Annotated in this window: 17 protein-coding genes; 10 read left to right on the top strand and 7 right to left on the bottom strand. The window is 64.6% G+C overall.

Annotated elements, in window-relative coordinates; genetic code table 11:
• Positions 1–807, top strand: coding sequence for an SDR family NAD(P)-dependent oxidoreductase (locus AC629_RS18175; protein WP_084806410.1), 807 nt, complete (start codon positions 1–3; stop codon positions 805–807).
• Between the two features lie 180 nt (positions 808–987).
• Here the strand turns inward: AC629_RS18175 and AC629_RS18170 are convergent, their stop codons facing one another.
• Both AC629_RS18170 and AC629_RS18165 read right to left on the bottom strand, forming a co-directional pair.
• Positions 988–1,758 carry a hypothetical protein gene (locus AC629_RS18170; protein WP_084806409.1) on the bottom strand — a complete coding sequence of 257 codons (771 nt, stop codon included), beginning with the start codon at positions 1,756–1,758 and terminating at the stop codon, positions 988–990.
• Positions 1,759–2,043: 285 nt separating this feature from the next.
• Positions 2,044–3,588 carry a cation:proton antiporter gene (locus AC629_RS18165; RefSeq protein WP_084806408.1) on the bottom strand — a complete coding sequence of 515 codons (1,545 nt, stop codon included), beginning with the start codon at positions 3,586–3,588 and terminating at the stop codon, positions 2,044–2,046.
• Positions 3,589–3,689: 101 nt separating this feature from the next.
• On the opposite strand from AC629_RS18165, the gene AC629_RS18160 reads away from it, so the two are divergent.
• The 6 genes from AC629_RS18160 (at position 3,690) to AC629_RS18130 (ending at position 10,195) form a co-directional block, all read left to right on the top strand.
• Positions 3,690–4,451 (top strand): tetratricopeptide repeat protein, encoded by a 762-nt coding sequence (locus AC629_RS18160; protein ID WP_084806407.1) that lies wholly within the window; start codon positions 3,690–3,692, stop codon positions 4,449–4,451.
• 249 nt (positions 4,452–4,700) lie between these two features.
• Complete coding sequence (locus tag AC629_RS18155; RefSeq protein ID WP_084806406.1) at positions 4,701–6,086, top strand: tetratricopeptide repeat protein; 1,386 nt, start codon at positions 4,701–4,703, stop codon at positions 6,084–6,086.
• Positions 6,087–6,481: 395 nt separating this feature from the next.
• A complete protein-coding gene (locus AC629_RS18150) occupies positions 6,482–8,404 on the top strand; it encodes a propionyl-CoA synthetase (protein WP_084806405.1) in 1,923 nt (640 codons plus the stop codon).
• Positions 8,405–8,661: 257 nt separating this feature from the next.
• A complete protein-coding gene (locus AC629_RS18145; protein ID WP_084806404.1) occupies positions 8,662–8,931 on the top strand; it encodes a hypothetical protein in 270 nt (89 codons plus the stop codon).
• Positions 8,932–8,956: 25 nt separating this feature from the next.
• Positions 8,957–9,163 (top strand): DUF6494 family protein, encoded by a 207-nt coding sequence (locus AC629_RS18140; protein ID WP_063708629.1) that lies wholly within the window; start codon positions 8,957–8,959, stop codon positions 9,161–9,163.
• 285 nt (positions 9,164–9,448) lie between these two features.
• Positions 9,449–10,195, top strand: coding sequence for an OmpW/AlkL family protein (locus AC629_RS18130; RefSeq protein WP_084806402.1), 747 nt, complete (start codon positions 9,449–9,451; stop codon positions 10,193–10,195).
• Positions 10,196–10,301: 106 nt separating this feature from the next.
• On the opposite strand, the gene AC629_RS18125 is transcribed toward AC629_RS18130, so the two are convergent.
• Positions 10,302–10,997, bottom strand: a complete 696-nt coding sequence (locus AC629_RS18125) for a DUF1013 domain-containing protein (RefSeq protein WP_084806401.1) — start codon at positions 10,995–10,997, stop codon at positions 10,302–10,304.
• A 265-nt stretch (positions 10,998–11,262) separates the two neighbouring features.
• Here AC629_RS18125 and ispH point away from each other — a divergent pair, with 265 nt between their 5' ends.
• The 3 genes from ispH to rnhA are packed head-to-tail and all read left to right on the top strand — an operon-like array spanning position 11,263 to position 13,682.
• Entirely contained in the window at positions 11,263–12,231 is a 969-nt protein-coding gene (gene ispH, locus AC629_RS18120) for a 4-hydroxy-3-methylbut-2-enyl diphosphate reductase (protein WP_084806400.1), read from the top strand.
• Positions 12,232–12,237: 6 nt separating this feature from the next.
• Positions 12,238–13,221: a homoserine kinase gene (locus AC629_RS18115; RefSeq protein WP_084806399.1), complete on the top strand. Its 984-nt coding sequence runs from the start codon at positions 12,238–12,240 to the stop codon at positions 13,219–13,221.
• Positions 13,218–13,682 (top strand): ribonuclease HI, encoded by a 465-nt coding sequence (gene rnhA, locus AC629_RS18110; RefSeq protein WP_084806398.1) that lies wholly within the window; start codon positions 13,218–13,220, stop codon positions 13,680–13,682. Before AC629_RS18115 ends, rnhA begins: the two co-directional genes overlap by 4 nt.
• 160 nt (positions 13,683–13,842) lie before the next feature.
• Here rnhA and AC629_RS18105 read toward each other — a convergent pair whose 3' ends face one another.
• The 4 genes from AC629_RS18105 to AC629_RS18090 form a co-directional block, all read right to left on the bottom strand.
• A complete protein-coding gene (locus tag AC629_RS18105) occupies positions 13,843–14,328 on the bottom strand; it encodes a peroxiredoxin (RefSeq protein ID WP_035706686.1) in 486 nt (161 codons plus the stop codon).
• 108 nt (positions 14,329–14,436) lie between these two features.
• The gene (locus AC629_RS18100) at positions 14,437–14,991 is read right to left on the bottom strand and encodes a DUF924 family protein (RefSeq protein ID WP_084806397.1); all 555 of its coding nucleotides are present in this window, start codon (positions 14,989–14,991) and stop codon (positions 14,437–14,439) included.
• A gap of 16 nt (positions 14,992–15,007) precedes the next feature.
• Positions 15,008–16,693: a long-chain fatty acid--CoA ligase gene (locus tag AC629_RS18095; RefSeq protein WP_084806396.1), complete on the bottom strand. Its 1,686-nt coding sequence runs from the start codon at positions 16,691–16,693 to the stop codon at positions 15,008–15,010.
• A 184-nt stretch (positions 16,694–16,877) separates the two neighbouring features.
• Entirely contained in the window at positions 16,878–18,350 is a 1,473-nt protein-coding gene (locus AC629_RS18090) for a D-alanyl-D-alanine carboxypeptidase family protein (RefSeq protein WP_084806395.1), read from the bottom strand.
• Positions 18,351–18,354 lie beyond the last annotated feature (4 nt).

The raw sequence follows: 18,354 nt of genomic DNA, 5'->3' as shown, positions 1-18,354 counted from the left end.
ATGGATCGGCTCAAGGGCAAGGTTGCGATGGTGGTGGGCGCCGGCTCGATCGGACCTGGCTGGGGCAACGGCAAGGCGACCGCGGTGACCTTCGCGCGCGAGGGCGCGCAGGTGTTTTGCGTCGATCGCAACGGCGCGGCTGCCGAGGAGACCGCGAAGATCATCAACGATGAGGGCGGCAAGGCGACGGCGTTCACGGCCGATGTCTCGCGCGCGAGCGAGATCGAGGCGATGGTGGCGGCGTGCCTGAAGGCCTATGGCCGCATCGACGTGCTGGATAACAATGTCGGCATCGCCGAGATGGGCAGCGTGGTCGAGGTGACCGAGGAGAGCTGGGACCGCGTCTTCAGCGTCAACCTCAAGAGCGCCTATTTCGCCATGAAGCATGTCATTCCGGTCATGATGAAGCAGGGCGGCGGTTCGATCATCAACATCTCCTCGATCGCCTCGATTCGCCACATGGGCATCTCCTACGTCACCTACGGCACCTCGAAGGCCGCGATGAACCAGATGACGCGCACGACCGCGATCGAGTTCGCGCGCCATCATGTCCGGGTGAATGCGATCCTGCCCGGCCTGATGAAGACGCCGATGGTCGCGCATTCCGCAGGCCTCGCGAGCAGCTATGCCAAGGGCGATGTCGAAGCGATGTGGCGTGCCCGCGACGCCCAGGTGCCGATGGGTCACATGGGCGACGCCTGGGACGTCGCCAACGCCGCGCTATTCCTGGCGTCGGACGAGTCGAAATATGTAACGGGAATCGAGCTGGTGGTGGACGGCGGGATCACGTGCAAGGCGGGGGCGTAAGCTCCAACCTCCACTGTCATCCCGGGGCGCGCGCAGCGCGAGCCCGGGACCCATAACCACAGGGAGAAGTTGCAGCGTGAGCTGGTAACCGCGAGTCTTCGCCAAACCACGTCCTGTGGCTATGGGTCCCGGATCTTCGCTTCGCTCGTCCGGGACGACAGCGGAGGTTGTGGCTGCCTTCTACTGCGCCAGCGCCAGAATCCCGCCAGCGAATGCGTGCCAAGCCGCAGTCTCGCTGATCGGCCAATTCAGTACCTTCAGCGCCAGCAGCGCGAGCGTGCCGTAGATATAGACCGGATGCACGCGGCCCTCGGTGCGCCAGTCGCGCACAATGGCGACGACGAGCAGGAGCGAGGCAACCACCGCCGGCGCGATCGTCACCGACACCGGCGGCGGGCCGGGTGGTCCGGGAGGCGCGAGGAAGGTCATGAACCAGCGTGCGATCGGGGCATCGAGAAGCGAGACCGCGGCGAGCAGCAACAGGCGCTTGTGAATCTCGGGCTTGCGCGTGTTCATGATCGCGAGCACGAACACCACCGCGAAGAACGCGATCCCGCTCATCGGCACGATCGAGAAGCCGATCCCGGCATCTTGCTGCCCGAGCGCCGCGGAATGCTTCATCACATGTACGGAGGCGAGGAAACCGAAGATCGTCATCGCGGTCGCGAGCGAGACACCGACGATGCCGAGCGAGCGATGATTGGCCACGCGGCCTGAGGCGGCGAGCCAGATCTGGATCACGAAATAGACTGACCAGGTGAAGAACAAGAGGCCGTGAAAATGAATCACCGGGCTCGCGGACAATGTCCGGTTGGCGAGCGGCACCCAATAGGTCGGTGCGAAGCCGAGAAACGCGGTGGCCGCGCAGGCCAGGGACATATGGAGATAAAAATATCGTGCAGGCGACGCATCACGCGCGCGGACACGACGGTCGTCGATCAGGGTGGTCATGAGGGATGAGTCTGGGACGGCGGCGTTTGGTTCAACGCCGGCATTGTCCTGTGTGGTCTAGCGCACGTTGTTCAATCGCAATATTGCCTCAATCTCGATTGTCGTCCCGGGGCGCGCGTAGCGCGAGCCCGGGACCCATAACCACAGGCCATAGGGTGACGCGAGATCGGTAACTCCGAGTCTTCGCAAATCTCTTCTTGTGGTTATCGCGACGAGCGCAAGCGCTCGCGCGGGGATCCCGGATCTGTGCTTCGCTTGTCCGGGATGACAGCGGAATCTGCTGGTTCAACCGCCCGCGCTCAATTCCGCGCGGTCTAACTCCTCCTCGAGGCGATGGAAGGCGTCGTCGCCGATCACTTCGGTGGCGCGCAGTTCGAAGATCGATTTGCGCGCGGCTTCGATGGCGCGGCGGCGCAGGGGATCGGCCGGCATCTCGCCGCTGGCGATACCGCCGTTCGGATCGTTCTCGGCCTGCATCAGGACGGCGAGATATTCGAGTCGCAGGATTTCGGCCTCTTCCGACGGATCGTTTTCGATCGCATCGAGCGCCGCGCGATAGGCGACGGCACGGCCGCGCGCGACCTCGACGCCGACGGGATCGTCGTCCTTGAGGGCGAAGGCCAGGATCAGCGGCCGCAGCGTCAGGCCCTGGATGATGAGCGATCCCAGCACCACCGCGAAGGCGATGAAGACGATGAAGTCGCGTTGGGGAAAGTTCTCCGGCAGGGCAAAGGCGGTGGCGAGCGTGACGAGGCCGCGCATGCCGCACCAGGAGATGATGAGGCCGCCCTTCGGCGAGGCGACGGCCTCGGGATCCTTGGGATGATAGAGCCCGCGCAGGATCAGGACGCGCAGCGTCGTGCGGTAGAAAGTCACCCAGAACAGCCGCACCAGGACCACCGTGAGCAGGATCCAGGCCGCGGCCACGCAATATTCCCAGCGCACGTCCGCGTCTAACCGCGACCAGATCGGCCGCATCTGCATGCCGATCAGCATGAAGGCGAGCACGTTGAGCACGAACACCATTGTTTCCCAGACCGCATAGGACGGCACCCGCAGCCGCGCCGGGATGCGCGCCGGCGCGGTGCGCGCGACCGCGATGGCGTAGATTACGATGGTGAGGATGCCGGAGAGGCCGAGATGCTCGGCGGTGATCCAGATCATGAAGGTGGTGGCGAACTGCAGGATGATCGCGCTCGGCACCTCCTTCACGCGCTCCATGATGGGCGGGATGACGCGTGCGGCGAGAAGACCGGCGAGGACACTGCCGACCAGCGCGAGCGCAATCGTCGGCGCGACCTCGCTCCATTTCAAATGCTCCGCGGCGACCGCGCCGACCGCGATGCGATAGATCAATAGCGCGCTGGCGTCGTTGAGCAGGCTCTCGCCTTCAAGCACCTTCACCATGCGGTGAGGCAACTTGACCTGGCTCAGGATCGCGACCGCCGCCGCGGCATCCGGGGGCGCCACGATGGCGCCGAGCGCGATCGCCGCGGCCCAGGGCATATCGGGCACGAGCCGGTGGGCGACGTAGGCCACGCCGGCCGTGGTCAGGCCGACCGCCGCCACCACGAGCGTCGAGACTGGAATCCAGTTGTTGCGGAGATCGCGCAGCGAGGTGTCGTAAGCGGCGTCCAGCAGCACCGGTGCGACAAAAAGCGCCAAGGCCAGGTCCGGCTCGAGTGTCCATGTCGGGCTCTTCGGCACGAAAGCGATCAGCGCGCCGCCGATGGCGAGAAAGGTCGGGTAGGGGACCTTGATCCGCCGCGCCAGCGCCGATAAGGCAACGGCGCCGAGCAGCAACGCGATGATCCATTCGAATGTCGACACGAGAGTTCCCGAAGGCGATTTGAGCGATGCGACAGGCCAGCATCAATCCGGCGTATAGCGGACAATCCGGTCCCAAGGCGAGCTTTCCGACTGTAACGACAATGCGATCTTTTCTGATTCAATCGTCGGCTGCGGCGCTGATCTATGCGCTCGTGCTCGGCGCGGCCCATGCTGCGACCGGCGGGGAGCCGGCTGCTGGGCCGCAGGTCGATATAGCGCCGTGCCTCGCTGCCGCCGCGGCCGACGATATGGACAAGGCGAATTCCGCCTGCGGGGCCGTGATCGACAACGAGAAGACGGCCAAGCCAGATCTGGTCAAGGCGCTCGTCGCGCGTGGCGCGCTTCTGGCACGGCACGACCAGATCGATCGTGCGATCGCCGACGACAGCCGCGCCTTGCAGCTCGATCCCACGCTGGCCGATCTCTTCAACGCACGCGGCGAGCTCTGGCTGAAGAAGGGCGATAAGCCCAAGGCGGTGCAGGATTTCGGCGCCGCGCTGAGGATCGATCCGAACCATGAGAAGGCCAAGGCCAATCACAAGGCAATGGCACGCGAGCTCGAACGGATCGGCGCGCAGATGGCGGTCGCCGGCAAGCCCAGCTTCAATTGCGCCCGCGCGGCCCGCGCCGTGGAGAAGGCGATCTGCGCCAACCGCGAGCTCGCCGATCTCGACCGCGAGGTCTTTGCGTCGAATGCCCGCGTGATCCGGGAAGCTCGCAATACGGGCGAGGCCAGGGCGCTTCAGCGCGAGCAGGATGAGTTCATCGCGCGTCGCAACGCCGCCTTCGGCCGGCCCGGCTATGATCTGAAGAAGGCAATGCAGGAGCGGCTGCAACGGCTCAACGGGGTAGATGGGTATTGAGTTCTTCGCCTCTCCCCGCGTGCGGGGAGAGGCCGGAATTCTAGCGAAGCTTGAATTCCGGGTGAGGGGGAGTCTCCACGAGTCTCACTGTTGCCGTCCCTGTGGAGACTCCCCCTCACCCCACCCTCCCCCCCGCGTGCGGGGCGAGGGAGTACGGGCGCCGGTGCGCTCCTGACAACGGGCCCGATTTGAACCCATTCTTTGCCCGCCGCGACAATGGTGAGAACCTGATGTCACGGAGCCTTCCTGATGTGCGGCACGTGTTCTTCCGCGCAAATGTTCCCGTTTGCCAAAATATCGCTTCGCGCCTTCCTCCTCAGCGCGGCGATCAGCCTCCTCCTCGCTGCCCCGGCCTCGGCCGGCACTGATTGCGTGTCGGGCAGCAAGGCCGCTCCGGCCGAGCTAATCACGGCGTGCAGCGCCATCATCGACCAGGCCTCAAATCCATCCTCCGACCGCGCCGCGGCCCTGCTGGTTCGTGCGGACGCCAACGCGCGGACCTCGGGCGGCCTCACACAGGCGCTGCGGGACATCGACCGCGCCATCGCGCTCGACGGCAAGAATGCAAAGGCCTGGCGCCTGCGCGGTGATCTCTTGCGCGAGGCCGGCGGCGATCTCAATCGCGCCGCGGCTGACCTCAGCAAGGCGATCGAGCTGGATCCGCAGGATGCGGAGGCCTACGAGCTGCGCGGCGTCGTCTACACCAACCAGCGCCGGCTCGACCGTGCGCTCGCCGATTACGACCAGGCGATCAAGCTGAAGCCGGACGATGCGCAGGCCTGGTCCGACCGCGGCGTGACCTATTATCTCGGCGGCGACAACGAGAAGGCGGTCCGCGATCTCAGCGAGGCGCTGCGGCTCGATCCGAACCGGCCGCGCAGCTACACCAACCGCGGCGCGGCCTACAAGAAGCTCGGCCAGCTCGACAAGTCGGTCGCCGACGACGGCGAGGCGATCAGACTCGATCCGAAGGTACCGGAATATTACGACAATCGCGGCCTGTCGCTGGCCGAGATGGGCGAGTACGACAAGGCAATCGCCGATTACGACCAGGCACTGCGGCTGGCGCCACGGCCCAATTTCTTCACCAACCGCGGCGATTCCTACCAGCTCAAGGGCGAACTCGGCGCGGCGCTGAACGACTACGAGGCCGCGCTGAAGATCGATCCGAATTTCGCGCAGACCTACAACAACCGCGCGGTGCTCTACAAGAAGATGGGCGAGCGCAGGAAGGCGCTGGCCGATTACGAGACCGCGCTGAAGCTCGATCCCGGCAATGAGAACGCGGCTGCCGGCCGCCGCACCATGATTGCGGAGATCGCGAAGTTCGGTGCCGAGCCGCTGCGTCCGCTGGCAGCGAATTCTGGCAACGGTCCGTCATTTGATTGCGCTACCGCGAAGCGCGAGGTGGAGAAGGTGATCTGTGCCGATCCGCAACTCGGTATGCTCGACCGCCAGATCGCAGAGACCTACGTGCGCGTGCTGAAATCCGCAAACAAGCGGTCGGCGAACGACCTGCGCAAGACCCAGCGCGATTTCCTCGTCACCCGCAACACCAGCTTCGGCCGTCCGGGTTATGATCTGAGGCAAGTCATGCAGGAAAGGCTGCAGCGGCTCAATGCGATGGAGGGCTGAGAAGCCGCGAGATGCTCGTGCTCTTCGCCTCTCCCCGCCTGCGGGGAGAGGCCGGAATTTGCGTAGCAAATTCCGGGTGAGGGGGACTCTCTGCGAGTCCAACTCTTACCGTCCCCGGGGAGACTCCCCCTCACCCCAACCCTCTCGGAGCGAGCGTAGCTCGTCTCCACCTCGCAAGCGGGGCGTGGGGGAGCACCACCGACGCGGCAGCAGAGCTATCCATTTCGTCGAGACAAGCGCTCCCTCCTCCAAAAGACCCATTCTTTTCAGCTTGAACCGCCGCCCGTTCCCGGGAAAATAGCCCTCAAAGGCCGGCACTTGATCCGTGTCATGGCGGGACTTCCGTCCTGCCGCAAGGTCGAGGCCAGGCGAATAAAGGGAACGGGAGCGCGGGAATGAACGTCCGAGGAAACGTCGACGGTAAGAGCAGTTATCACGAGGTCTATGCGCGCTCGCTGGCTGATCCCGAGGGCTTTTGGGCCGAGGCGGCCAAGGAGATCGACTGGATCGAGCCGCCGAAGAAGATCTTCGATGCCTCGCAGGGCGTCTACGGCCGCTGGTTCAGCGGCGGCGTCGTCAACACCTGCTACAACGCGCTCGACCGTCATGTCGAACGCGGCCGCGCCGACCAGGTCGCGCTGATCCATGATTCGCCACTGACGAACAGCATCACCAAGTTCACCTACGCGGAACTCCTGAGCGAGGTGCAGGCACTTGGCGCCATCATGCACGATTTCGGCGTGACGAAAGGCGACCGCGTCATCCTCTATATGCCGATGGTGCCGGAGGCCCTGGTCGCGATGCTCGCCTGTGCGCGCATCGGCGCGGTGCACTCGGTGGTATTCGGCGGCTTTGCCGCGAAGGAGCTCGCCAGCCGCATCGACGATGCGCAGCCGAAACTCATTCTCTCCGCGAGTTGCGGCATCGAGCCCGGACGCATCGTGCAGTACAAGCCGCTGCTCGACGAGGCGATCAAGCTTGCGAGCAGTAAGCCGAAGGCCTGCATCGTGCTGCAGCGTCCGCAGCTGATCTGCGATCTCTCGCCCGGCCGCGACTATGATTGGGCGAGCCTGCGCCGCAAGGCGATGAATGACGGCAAGAAAGCTGCTTGCGTGCCGGTCGCCGCCACCGATCCGCTCTACATCCTGTATACATCAGGCACGACCGGGATTCCCAAGGGTGTCGTGCGCGACAATGGTGGCCATCTGGTTGCGGTGAAATGGTCGATGTTCAACCTCTATGGCGTCAAGCCAGGCGAGGTCTGGTGGTGCGGCTCGGACATCGGCTGGGTGGTGGGGCACAGCTACATCATCTACGGCCCGCTGCTGCATGGCGCGACCTCGATCATGTATGAGGGTAAGCCGGTCGGCACGCCCGACGCCGGCGCGTTCTGGCGTGTGATCAGCGAGCACAAGGCGGTCGCATTCTTCACCGCGCCGACCGCGTTCCGCGCGATCCGGAAAGAGGATCCGGAAGGAAAGTTCATCCGGCGATACGACCTGTCGAAATTCCGCACGCTGTTCCTTGCCGGCGAGCGCGCCGATCCGCCGACGGTGGAATGGGCGGAGCAGCAGTTGAAGGTGCCGGTGATCGACCATTGGTGGCAGACCGAGACCGGCTGGTGCATCGCCGGCAATCCGGTCGGCCTTGGCCAGCTGCCGGTGAAGCACGGTTCGCCGACCGTGCCGATGCCGGGCTATCAGGTCGATGTGGTGGATGAAGCCGCAAAGCCGGTCGGCCCCAACACGATGGGCTCGATCGTCATCAAGTTGCCGATGCCGCCCGGCTGCCTGCCGACGCTGTGGAATCAGGATGAGCGCTTTAGGGAATCCTACCTCAGCGAATTCCCCGGCTACTACAAGACGTCGGATGCCGGCTACAAGGACGAGGACGGCTATGTCTTCGTCATGGGCCGGACCGACGACATCATCAACGTCGCCGGCCATCGCCTCTCCACCGGCGGCATGGAGGAGATTTTGGCCTCGCACCCGGATGTTGCCGAATGCGCCGTGCTTGGCGTCAAGGACGCGATCAAGGGCGAGGTACCCTGCGGTTTCCTGGTGCTGAAGGCCGGAGTGGGACGCCCGCCTGCGGAGATCGAGAAGGAGATCATCGCGCTGGTGCGCGACAAGCTCGGCCCTGTCGCCGCCTTCAAGCTCGCCATCACCGTCGGCCGTCTGCCCAAGACGCGCTCCGGAAAGATCCTGCGCGGCACCATCAAGAAGATCGCCGACGGCGAATCCTGGACCATGCCGGCCACGATCGAGGACCCCAAGGTGCTCGACGAGATCGGCGCGGCGCTGAAGGGGAGGGTGTGAGGCGATCTCCGGTCGTCCTATCAGCGGGCGCCTAGGCCGCTGCTCCGAACTCCACTGTCATCGCCCGCCTTGTGCGCACTTGCGCACTGGGGCGGGCGATCCAGTACTCTGCGGCGGTCATTCGTTCACAGGACTATAGCCGCGGAGTACTGGATGCCCCGCCTTCGTGGGGCGTGACCTAGAACAGAAACTGAGTCCTGCGGACTTACATTCTCCTCATTCCGCGCTAAACAGGGCCGGCCAATAGGGGATCTCGTATGCCACTCGCCGCCGCGCCGCGCCTGCTTGCAGCCGCCCTGCTTGCCATCGCTCTCTCGGCCTGCTCCGCGCGCTACCAGACGCCGGTGGCGATGGGCGGCGATGATGACGACGCGGTCTGCCAGAGCCGCGGCTACGCCCAGGGCTCACCCGAATACGTGGCCTGCCGCAAGGACCGCGACGTCCAGCGCAGCGCCGCCACCGCCCGCGCCGATCGCCGCCAGCGCGATCTCGGCGAATACATGCTGAACCATCCGGAGCGGCCGTAAGCCGCCCCAGTCCACGGAGGCCGTCATGAACGAGGACCAGTTCAACACCAGCCTGCGTAAATTTCTGAAGCAAGTAGGCGTCACCTCGCAGCGCGAGATCGAGAAGGCTGTGCGCGACGCGATCGCGGCGGGCCGGATCAAGGGCCATGAGAAGCTCAACGCGAAGATGGTGCTGACGATCGACAGCGTCGGACTCGTCCACGAGGTCAACGACACGATCGAGCTGGGCTGATTCGTCGTTAGCGCGAACCGCACGTTGACGGCTCCGTGCCGACCGCCGCCAGCGGGATCTCGGCGAATACACTGAACCATCCGGAGCGGCCGTGACGCAAAGGCGCGGAATTATCTTGCCGCGTCATTCGCTCGCATTCGCGTTCGTCGTGACACATCTGCAACGCTGCGGCCGAATTGTGGCGCGCGGCGCTTGATTTGATCGGCATCAAATCCTGCTCCATCCCCTTTCTGCTCTGACGCTGATGTCGCGCAACGACGCGCGATATGGCTGAAGGGGAATGCAATGCAGAGAACGATAAGAAACTTGGCGCGGCTCGCGACTTTTGGCGCGATGCTCGCGGGGACTTTTGCCTCGGTGCAGGCTGCCGATTTGCCGGTTTACAAGAAGGCGCCGCCGCCGGCTGACAGTTTCAATCCGTGGATGGTGCGCCTGCGCGTGCTCGGCGTGCTGCCGGATGCCGGCGGCAGCACCGTCAATGTCGCGGGCGTGCCCTCGCTGTCGTCGCCGAATTCCGGCCTCGCGATCAGCGACCAGGTCGTGCCAGAGCTCGACATCAGCTATTTCTTCACGAAGAACATCGCGGCCGAACTGATCCTGGGTGTCACCAGGCATTCGATCAGCGGCACCGGCTCGCTCGCGAACTTGCCGATCGGCAAGACCACGCTGCTGCCGCCGACGCTGACGCTGCAATATCACTTCGACAATTTCGGCGCGTTCAAGCCCTATATCGGCGCCGGCGTGAACTACACCGTGTTCTTCAACAATTCCGCTGCCAATGCGCCGGCCGCCATCGCCGGACCGCCCGCGATCGTCGCCACCACCACCAGCCTGCACGTCAGCAACGCTTTCGGCGGCGCTGTGCAGTTCGGCTTCGACTACATGCTCGACCGGCACTGGGGCCTCAACGTCGACGTCAAGAAGCTCTGGCTGCGGCCGGATTACACCGCAACCGTCTCCGGCCTGCCGGTCACCGGTACCGCGCATATCGATCCCTGGCTGGTCGGCGGCGGTGTGACCTACAAGTTCTGACGGGCGGAGCAGAAGCACGCTGTGCCTCGACGCTCACCAAACAAAAACGCGGCAGGTTTCCCCGCCGCGTTCAAATTGCATTCGATAGCAAACCGGGAGAGGAGCCTTACTCCTCCTCGTCGTCCTGCTTCTTGCCGCCGAGCGTCTTGAGCTTGGCGAACACGGCGTCGACGTTGAGGTCGTCGCTCGACTTCTCGGCCGGCTCGAACTCGTCCTTCTTGGTGGTCTCGGAGGCCGGCAGCAGGGTGGCGCCGCCATAGGCTGCGTCGATCGGCTTTTCCTTGGCGGCGCGCGCCACTTCGAAATCGAGTTCGATCTGCGAGCAGAGGCCCAGCGTGACCGGGTCGATCGGGGTCAGCTGGGAGGTGTTCCAGTGGGTGCGGTCGCGGACGCTGGCGATCGTGCTCTTGGTGGTGCCGACCAGACGCATGACCTGGGCGTCCTTGAGCTCCGGATGGCTGCGCAGCAGCCAGAGGATGGCGCTCGGGCGCTCGTGCCGGCGCGACACCGGGGTGTAGCGCGGGCCCTTGCGCTTCGGCTGCGGCGGCAGCACCACCTTGCTCTCCTGGAGGCGAAGCCGGTAGTCCGGGTTCTTCTCGCCCTTCTCGATCTCTTCGCGGGTCAGCTGGCCGTTGGAGAGGGGATCCATGCCCTTGATGCCCTGGGCGGCGTCGCCGTCGGCGATCGCGCGGACCTCGAGGGGGTGCATCTTGGTGAAATCGGCGACCTGATCGAAGGTCAGTGCGGTGTTGTCGAGCAGCCAGACGGCGGTCGCCTTGGGCATCAGAGGTGCGTTGCTCATGGCAAATCTCCTTTGTGCTTCGCCCACCCCTCTGGAGGCGAAACCGGTGGTCATCAGCGATGACAGGGAATTCGCGCTATATAAGCCCGGAGGGGGTAGCCACGCAATGGTTCTGCTATAGATAGTGCCTTGACAGCGCCCGAAAGGGGGCCCAATTCCCTTTCAGGTCCCCGTAAAGTCCAAGCAGACCGTTTTAGGCCCTTTTCCATCCATTGACCGTCCCCTGCCAGAAGGCGAATGGGTGATTCGGTCCCGAGATCACTCAATGTCAGCCAAACCAGACCTCAAGATCGTGCTTTGTTCTCCCCGCGGCTTCTGCGCCGGGGTGGTCCGGGCGATCGACACAGTGGAACGGGCGCTCGATAAGTATGGCGCTCCCGTCTATGTTCGCCACGAGATTGTGCACAACAAATATGTCGTCGATGGGTTGAAGAAGAAGGGCGCCATCTTCGTCGAAGAGCTCGCCGAGATCCCGGAAAACACCACCGCGCCGGTCGTTTTCTCGGCCCATGGCGTGCCGAAGTCGGTTCCGGCCGACGCCACGTCCCGCAACCTGTTCTCGCTGGATGCGACCTGCCCGCTGGTGACCAAGGTGCACCGCGAGGCCGCGATCCACTTCAAGCGCGGCCGCGAGATATTCCTGATCGGCCACTCCCATCACCCCGAAGTGGTCGGCACGCTCGGCCAGCTTCCGGCGGGCGCCGTGACCCTGATCGAGACCGCCGAGGACGCCAAGACCATCGCACCGAAGGATCCCGACAACCTCGCCTTCGTGACCCAGACCACGCTGTCGATCGACGACACCGCGGAGATCGTGGCGCTGCTCAAGGAGCGCTTCCCGAACATCAACGGGCCGCACAAGGAAGACATCTGCTACGCCACCACCAACCGCCAGCTCGCGGTGAAGAAGGTGGCGCCGGTGGTCGACGCCCTGATCGTGGTCGGCGCCCCGAACTCGTCGAACTCGCAGCGTCTGCGCGAGGTCGCCGAGCGCGAGGGCTGCAGGATCGCCGTGCTGGCACAGCGCGCCGCCGACATCGACTGGGACAAGTTCGGCAACATCACGAGCCTCGGCATCACTGCGGGCGCGTCCGCGCCTGAAGTGATCGTCGAAGAGATCATGGACGCGTTCGCCGAGCGCTACACGCTGCATGTGGAGACGGTCTCAGCCGCGGAAGAGAACGAATTCTTCCCGCTGCCGCGCTCGGTGCGCCCCGAAGCCGCCGCCGAGTAGTGTTGCATGGCGGTCTACACCGACGTTGCCGCCGACGAGCTTGCGGATTTCCTGAAGCAATACGATCTCGGCGAATTGCTCTCCTACAAGGGCATCGCCGAGGGCGTCGAGAATTCCAACTTCCTACTGCACACGAGCAAAGGCTCGTTCATCCTCACGCTCTATGAGAAGCGCGTGGCGAAGAACGATCTGCCGTTCTTCCTCGCGCTGATGACGCATCTCGCCGAGCACGGCATCAACTGCCCATTGCCGGTGAAGGGAAGGGACGGCGAGGCGCTGCGCGAGCTGTCGGGCCGACCGGCCGCGATCATCACCTTTCTCGAGGGCGTCTGGCCGCGCAAGCCGAACGCAACCCATTGCGCCGGCGTCGGCGACGGGCTGGCCAGGATGCATCTGGCCGGTGCAAATTTCGCGATCAAACGCGTCAATTCGCTCTCGGTCCCGGGCTGGCGACCGCTGTTCGATGTGGCGGCGAGCCGAGCCGACGAAGTGCAGCCGGGCCTGCGCGCGTTCCTCGCCGCCGAGCTCGACTATCTCTCGAGCGGCGTCTGGCCGACCAATCTGCCCGAAGGCGTGATCCACGCCGACCTGTTCAACGACAACGTCTTCTTCCTCGGCGACAAGCTCTCGGGAATGATCGACTTCACCTTCGCCTGCAACGACATGCTGGCCTATGACGTCGCGATCTGCCTCAACGCCTGGTGCTTCGAGCCGGATCATTCCTTCAACGTCACCAAGGCGCGTGCTTTCCTCAATGCCTATGGCCGGGTGCGAAAACTCTCCGAGGCGGAAGAGGCCGCGCTGCCGCTCCTGGCGCGCGGCGCCGCGATCCGCTTCCTGCTGACTCGGCTGGTCGACTGGCTCAACGTGCCGCCGGGCGCGCTGGTCAAGCCAAAGGATCCGCTGGAGTATTTTCGCAAGCTACGCTTCCACCAGAGCGTTTCCAGCGTGCGCGACTACGGGCTGATGCCGTCAGGACTGGTCGCGTGAGCGAGCTTCCCAAGGTGACGATCTATACCGACGGCGCCTGCTCGGGGAATCCCGGGCCCGGCGGCTGGGGCGCGATCCTGAAGTTCGGCGACAAGGAGAAGGAGCTGAACGGCGGCGAGCGCCACACCACCAACAACCAGATGGAGTTGATGGCGGCGATCTCCGCGCTCGAAGCGCTGAAGAAACCGTGCACCGTCGATCTCTACACCGACAGTCAGTATGTGCGGCAGGGCATCACCGGCTGGATCCATGGCTGGAAGCGCAACGGCTGGCGCACCGCCGACAAGAAGCCGGTCAAGAATGTCGAGCTATGGCAGCGCCTCGATGCCGCGCTGAAGCAGCACCAGGTTCGCTGGCATTGGGTCAAGGGCCATGCCGGCCACCCCGAGAACGAGCGCGCCGACCAGCTTGCGCGCGATGGCATCGCGAAGGCGCGGTTGCAGCAGAGGGTGGCGGAGTAGGGCGCTCCGTCGCTCCATTCTCAACTGTCATCGCCCGGCTTGATTGGGCGATCCAGTATTCCAGAGACGGTTGTGATTGAGCCGAGAGGCTGCGGCGTACTGGATGCCCCGATTTCGCGGGGCATGACAGCGTCATATGTGGCTGAAAGCAGTGGTCGCCTTACAGTTGCCCCAGCAGCGTATCGCCGCCGGACACCTCGACCTTGCCGGGCATCGCCTCGAGGTTCAGCTTCTTCACGACGCCGTCCTCGACCAGCATCGAATAGCGCTTGGAGCGGATGCCGAGGCCGTTGGCGGAAGCATCGAGCTCCATGCCGATCGCCTTGGCGAAGTCGGCATTGCCGTCGGCGAGGAAGATCGCCTCGTCGCGCTGGTCGGTGTCGCGCTTCCAGGCATTCATGACGAAGGCGTCGTTGACGGAGACGATCGCGATGGTGTCGACGCCCTTGTCCTTCATGGCGTAGGCGTTGAGGAAGATGCTCGGCAGATGCATCTTGTGGCAGGTGCCGGTGTAGGCGCCGGGCACTGCGAACAGCGCCACTTTCTTGCCCTTGAAAATATCGTCGGTGGTCTTCACCTGCGGGCCTTCCGCCGTCATCACGCGGAATTTCGCCTCGGGCAGCTTGTCGCCAGTCTGGATCGCCATCGTCAGTCTCCCTGAAAATCGGTCCCGCTTTTTAGACCGTGGCGCGGGCCTGCACAATATTGCCGGAGGGCGAAGCGGTGAGGGCGGCGGCCCATCACCGTTATGTCATCAACCGGCGAAGCCGCCGCTGTCGAGGAAAGCCTGCTCTTCCTCGGTGGTGTCGCGGCCGAGCAGGCGGTTGCGGTGGGGAAAGCGGCCGAATCTGCGGATGATGTCGGCGTGCTCCCGGGCGTATTTCAGGTTCTCGGTATTGGGGCTGTTTTGAAACAGCGCGACGCAGTGCAGCTGGTCGGACAGGTGCTCGGAATGCATGAAGGGCACGTAGAGAAATTCGAGCAGGACGGGATCGACCCTTTGATCTGCGCCCCGGTCGATGGCGCGGCGGGCGACGTCGCGCGCGAGCGCGTCGCTCGCAAAGGCTTCCGGCGTGTCGCGAAACATGTTCCGGGGAAACTGGTCGAGCACGATGACGAGCGCGAGTGCGCCCTCGTCGCTTGCCTCCCATGATGCGAGGTCGCTGGCGACGGCCTTCTGCCACAGCGCCAGAAAGCGGCGCCGGACTTCCGCGTCGAAAGCCTCGCTGTGCTTGTACCAGCGCTCGCGGCCGGCCTCGCGCCAGAAGGCGAGAATGCCGGCCGGGCTGATGTCGCCGCCGTGAGCCATCAACGAATGGCCTGCCTCACGCCGCCTCGGCCTTCTTCTCGTCGCGCAGCTGCCGGCGCAGGATCTTGCCGACATTGGTCTTCGGCAGGTCGGTGCGGAATTCGATGTGCTTGGGCACCTTGTAGCCGGTGAGTTGCTGCTGGCAGAACTTGATCACGTCCTCGGCCGTGAGGTTCGGATCCTTCTTGACCACGAACGCCTTCACTGCCTCGCCCGACTTGGAATCGGGCATGCCGATCACGGCGCATTCGAGCACGCCCGGATGGCTCGCAATCACTTCCTCGATCTCGTTCGGATAGACATTGAAGCCGGAGACCAGGATCATATCCTTCTTGCGGTCGACGATCTTGGTGTAACCCTTGTCATCCATCACGCCGATGTCGCCGGTGCGGAAGTAGCCGTCGGATGTCATGACCTTGGCGGTCTCTTCCGGCCTGTTCCAGTAGCCCGACATCACCTGCGGGCCCTTGGCGCAGATCTCGCCGGCCTGGCCGAGCGGCACCTCGTTGCCGTCGTCGTCGCGGATCGAAATGTAAGTCGAGGGCACCGGGAGGCCGATCGAGCCGGAGAACTCGGTCGTGGTCGCCGGATTACAGGTCAGCGTCGGCGAGGTCTCCGACAGGCCGTAGCCTTCGGCGATGAAGCAGCCGGTCACCGCCTTCCACTGCTCGGCGACCGGGCGCTGCACCGCCATGCCGCCGCCGTTGGAGATCTTCAGCTTGGAGAAATCGAGCTTCTTGAAGTCGGGATGATGCATCAGGCCGTTGTAGAGCGTGTTCACGGCCGGGAAGCTGTTGACCTGGTACTTCGCCAGCTCCTTGACGAAGCCGGCGATGTCGCGCGGATTGGGGATCAGCAGATTGCAGCCGCCGGCGCGCACCGCGAGCAGGTAGCAGGCCGTCAGCGCGAAGATGTGATACAGCGGCAGCGCACAGACGATCATGAGCTGATCGACATGCGGAGGCGCGGCCATCGCCGGCTGGAGCCAGGCGTCGTTCTGCAGGACGTTGGCGACGATGTTGCGGTGGAGCAGGGTGGCGCCCTTGGAGACGCCGGTGGTGCCGCCGGTATATTGCAGGAAGGCGACGTCGCCGGGCGAGAGCTTCGGCTTGTTGAAGGTCAGGCCGCGGCCGGCCGACATCGCGTCGTTGAAGGACACCGCACCCGGCAGCGACCAGGCCGGCACCATCTTCTTGACGCGGCGGACGACGAGATTGACGATCACGCCCTTGAAGCCGAGCAGATCGCCCATGCTGCCGACGATGACATGCTTCACCGGCGTCTTGGCGATCACCTGCTCGACGGTGTGGGCGAAATTCTCCAGCACGATGATGGCTTCGGCGCCGGAATCCTTGAGCTGATGCTCGAGCTCGCGCGGGGTGTAGAGTGGGTTGACGTTGACAACTGCGTAACCGGCGCGCAGCACGGCAGCGGTGGCGACCGGGTATTGCAGTACGTTCGGCATCATGATCGCGACGCGGGCACCACGTTGCAGGCCGCGGCCTTGCAGGTAGGCGGCAAGCGCGACCGACATCTGGTCGAGGTCGCGATAGCTGATCGCCTTGTCCATGCAGATGAACGCCTTGCGGTCGGCGAACTTGGTGAAGCTCTCCTCCAGGAGGTCGACCAGCGATGCGTATTGCGTCGGCTCGATATCAGCGGGCACGCCGGGCGGATATTGCTTGAGCCAGATGCGCTCCATGGGAATTCCCCTCATTTGCCTGAGCCCGTTGTGTCTCGAGCTTGCCTCATTGCCGGCAGTATCGAGCCTGCCGGAACCGGTGGCAAGCCGTCGAGGCTTAGGGCAAAGGCCGGGGAGTGGCTACTGGAATCGTCGCAAAACGCGCCGCTGCAGGTGCGAAGCGCGGTCTTGCCCTGAGGGGCCGTTAACTGTTGTTGGCCGGCTTTGCGGCAGGCGGCTTGGTCGCGGCCTTGGGCTTGGCGGGCTTCGCCGCCTGATCAGCGTGTGCTGCGGGCTTCTCCGCCGGTTTCGCGGCAGCGTGCTTGGTCCCGGCGGGCTTGGCTGCGGTCTTGGCGTCACCCTTGGTGTCGCCCTTGGCGTCGGGCTTGGCATCCGGCTTCGCCGCTGCCGGCTTTGCCGCCGCCGTCTTGGTGCCAGCGTCTTTCGGCTTGTCGGCCGCGTCAGGCTTCTTCGCGACGCGCGACTTCTTGCCACGCGGCTTTGCTACCGTCTGCTGGTCGGCATCGGCCGCGACCGCCGCAATCAGAGCTGTGCCGGTTCGGGTCGGGCCGGTATAGACCAGCACCGGCTCGGCTGCCGCCGGGGCCGAGGCCATCAGCTCGGAGGCCTTCATCACGGGCGGCTGCAGGCCGGCGGTGAAGAAGGTGACCTGGGCTTCGCCGCCGGTAGCTGAAGCCGATCCGCTTGTGCCGCCACTGGTTGCGATCAGCGCATCGTCATCGTCACTGGCCGGCCGCTTGCGGTGGCCGCCGCACATTTCGTCGCGCAGGTTCGGCGGCGAGGCGTCGACCGGCACGAGGTTGTCGACGGTGCCGAGCGAGGGGCGCAGCCAGGAGAGGTTGTCCTGCGAGAAGCCACGCTCGAGGAGCTGCGCCGCCTTCACCGCGCGCGCGGTGCCGGAATTGGCACCGAGCACCACTGCAATCAGCCGCCGGCCGTTGCGCGTGGCGGAGGCGACGAGGTTGTAACCGGAGGCGCAGATGAAGCCGGTCTTGAAGCCGTCGGCGCCGGGATAGCGGCCGATCAGCTTGTTGAAATTGCCGGTGATGCGCTTGCCGAAGCGGATCGCCGGGATGTGCACGAAGTACTCGTATTCCGGCAGGTCACGCAGGAACGAGCGCGCGAGAATGCCGAGGTCGCGCGCCGAGGTGATCTGGCCGTCGGCAGGCAGGCCGTTCGGATTGACGTAGCTCGTCTGCGTCATGCCGAGCTTCTTCGCGGTGTCGTTCATCATCACGGAGAAGCCGTCGATCGAACCGCCGACGCCTTCGGCGAGCACCACAGCCATGTCGTTCGCCGACTTGACCATCATCATCTTCAGCGCGTTGTCGACGGTGAGCTGCGTTCCCGGACGGAACCCCATCTTCGACGGCGATTGCGAGGCGGCCGTGGGCGACACCGTAAGCAGAGTGTCGAGTGTGAGCTTGCCGTCCTTCACCGCCTTCAACGTCACATAGGCGGTCATGATCTTGGTGACGGACGCGGGATACCAGGGAATGGTCGCGTTATCCGCCTGCAACACCTTGCCGCTGTTAGCTTCGATGAGGAGCAGCGCTTCGGCGCTCGCCGCGCGCGGTGCCAGCAGCGCGGCGCATGCGAGTATCGCAGCGACCAGGTTGAACAGGGAGTTGCGAAGCAGCGGGCGAATGGCGTGCACTATC

Source organism: Bradyrhizobium sp. NAS80.1 (assembly GCF_001908205.1).
Classification (GTDB): Bacteria; Pseudomonadota; Alphaproteobacteria; order Rhizobiales; family Xanthobacteraceae; genus Bradyrhizobium.
Note: the sequence above shows the minus strand (reverse complement) of the source record. Positions and strands in the feature narration are given on the sequence as shown.

Excerpts from the sequence above, each read along its gene's own strand:
- AC629_RS18175 (WP_084806410.1), top strand. The coding sequence starts at position 1 with ATGGATCGGCTCAAGGGCAAGGTTGCGATGGTGGTGGGCGCCGGCTCG.
- AC629_RS18170 (WP_084806409.1), bottom strand. The coding sequence starts at position 1,758 with ATGACCACCCTGATCGACGACCGTCGTGTCCGCGCGCGTGATGCGTCG.
- AC629_RS18160 (WP_084806407.1), top strand. The coding sequence starts at position 3,690 with ATGCGATCTTTTCTGATTCAATCGTCGGCTGCGGCGCTGATCTATGCG.
- AC629_RS18155 (WP_084806406.1), top strand. The coding sequence starts at position 4,701 with ATGTGCGGCACGTGTTCTTCCGCGCAAATGTTCCCGTTTGCCAAAATA.
- AC629_RS18150 (WP_084806405.1), top strand. The coding sequence starts at position 6,482 with ATGAACGTCCGAGGAAACGTCGACGGTAAGAGCAGTTATCACGAGGTC.
- AC629_RS18145 (WP_084806404.1), top strand. The coding sequence starts at position 8,662 with ATGCCACTCGCCGCCGCGCCGCGCCTGCTTGCAGCCGCCCTGCTTGCC.
- AC629_RS18140 (WP_063708629.1), top strand. The coding sequence starts at position 8,957 with ATGAACGAGGACCAGTTCAACACCAGCCTGCGTAAATTTCTGAAGCAA.
- AC629_RS18130 (WP_084806402.1), top strand. The coding sequence starts at position 9,449 with ATGCAGAGAACGATAAGAAACTTGGCGCGGCTCGCGACTTTTGGCGCG.
- AC629_RS18125 (WP_084806401.1), bottom strand. The coding sequence starts at position 10,997 with ATGAGCAACGCACCTCTGATGCCCAAGGCGACCGCCGTCTGGCTGCTC.
- ispH (WP_084806400.1), top strand. The coding sequence starts at position 11,263 with ATGTCAGCCAAACCAGACCTCAAGATCGTGCTTTGTTCTCCCCGCGGC.
- AC629_RS18115 (WP_084806399.1), top strand. The coding sequence starts at position 12,238 with ATGGCGGTCTACACCGACGTTGCCGCCGACGAGCTTGCGGATTTCCTG.
- AC629_RS18105 (WP_035706686.1), bottom strand. The coding sequence starts at position 14,328 with ATGGCGATCCAGACTGGCGACAAGCTGCCCGAGGCGAAATTCCGCGTG.
- AC629_RS18100 (WP_084806397.1), bottom strand. The coding sequence starts at position 14,991 with ATGGCTCACGGCGGCGACATCAGCCCGGCCGGCATTCTCGCCTTCTGG.
- AC629_RS18095 (WP_084806396.1), bottom strand. The coding sequence starts at position 16,693 with ATGGAGCGCATCTGGCTCAAGCAATATCCGCCCGGCGTGCCCGCTGAT.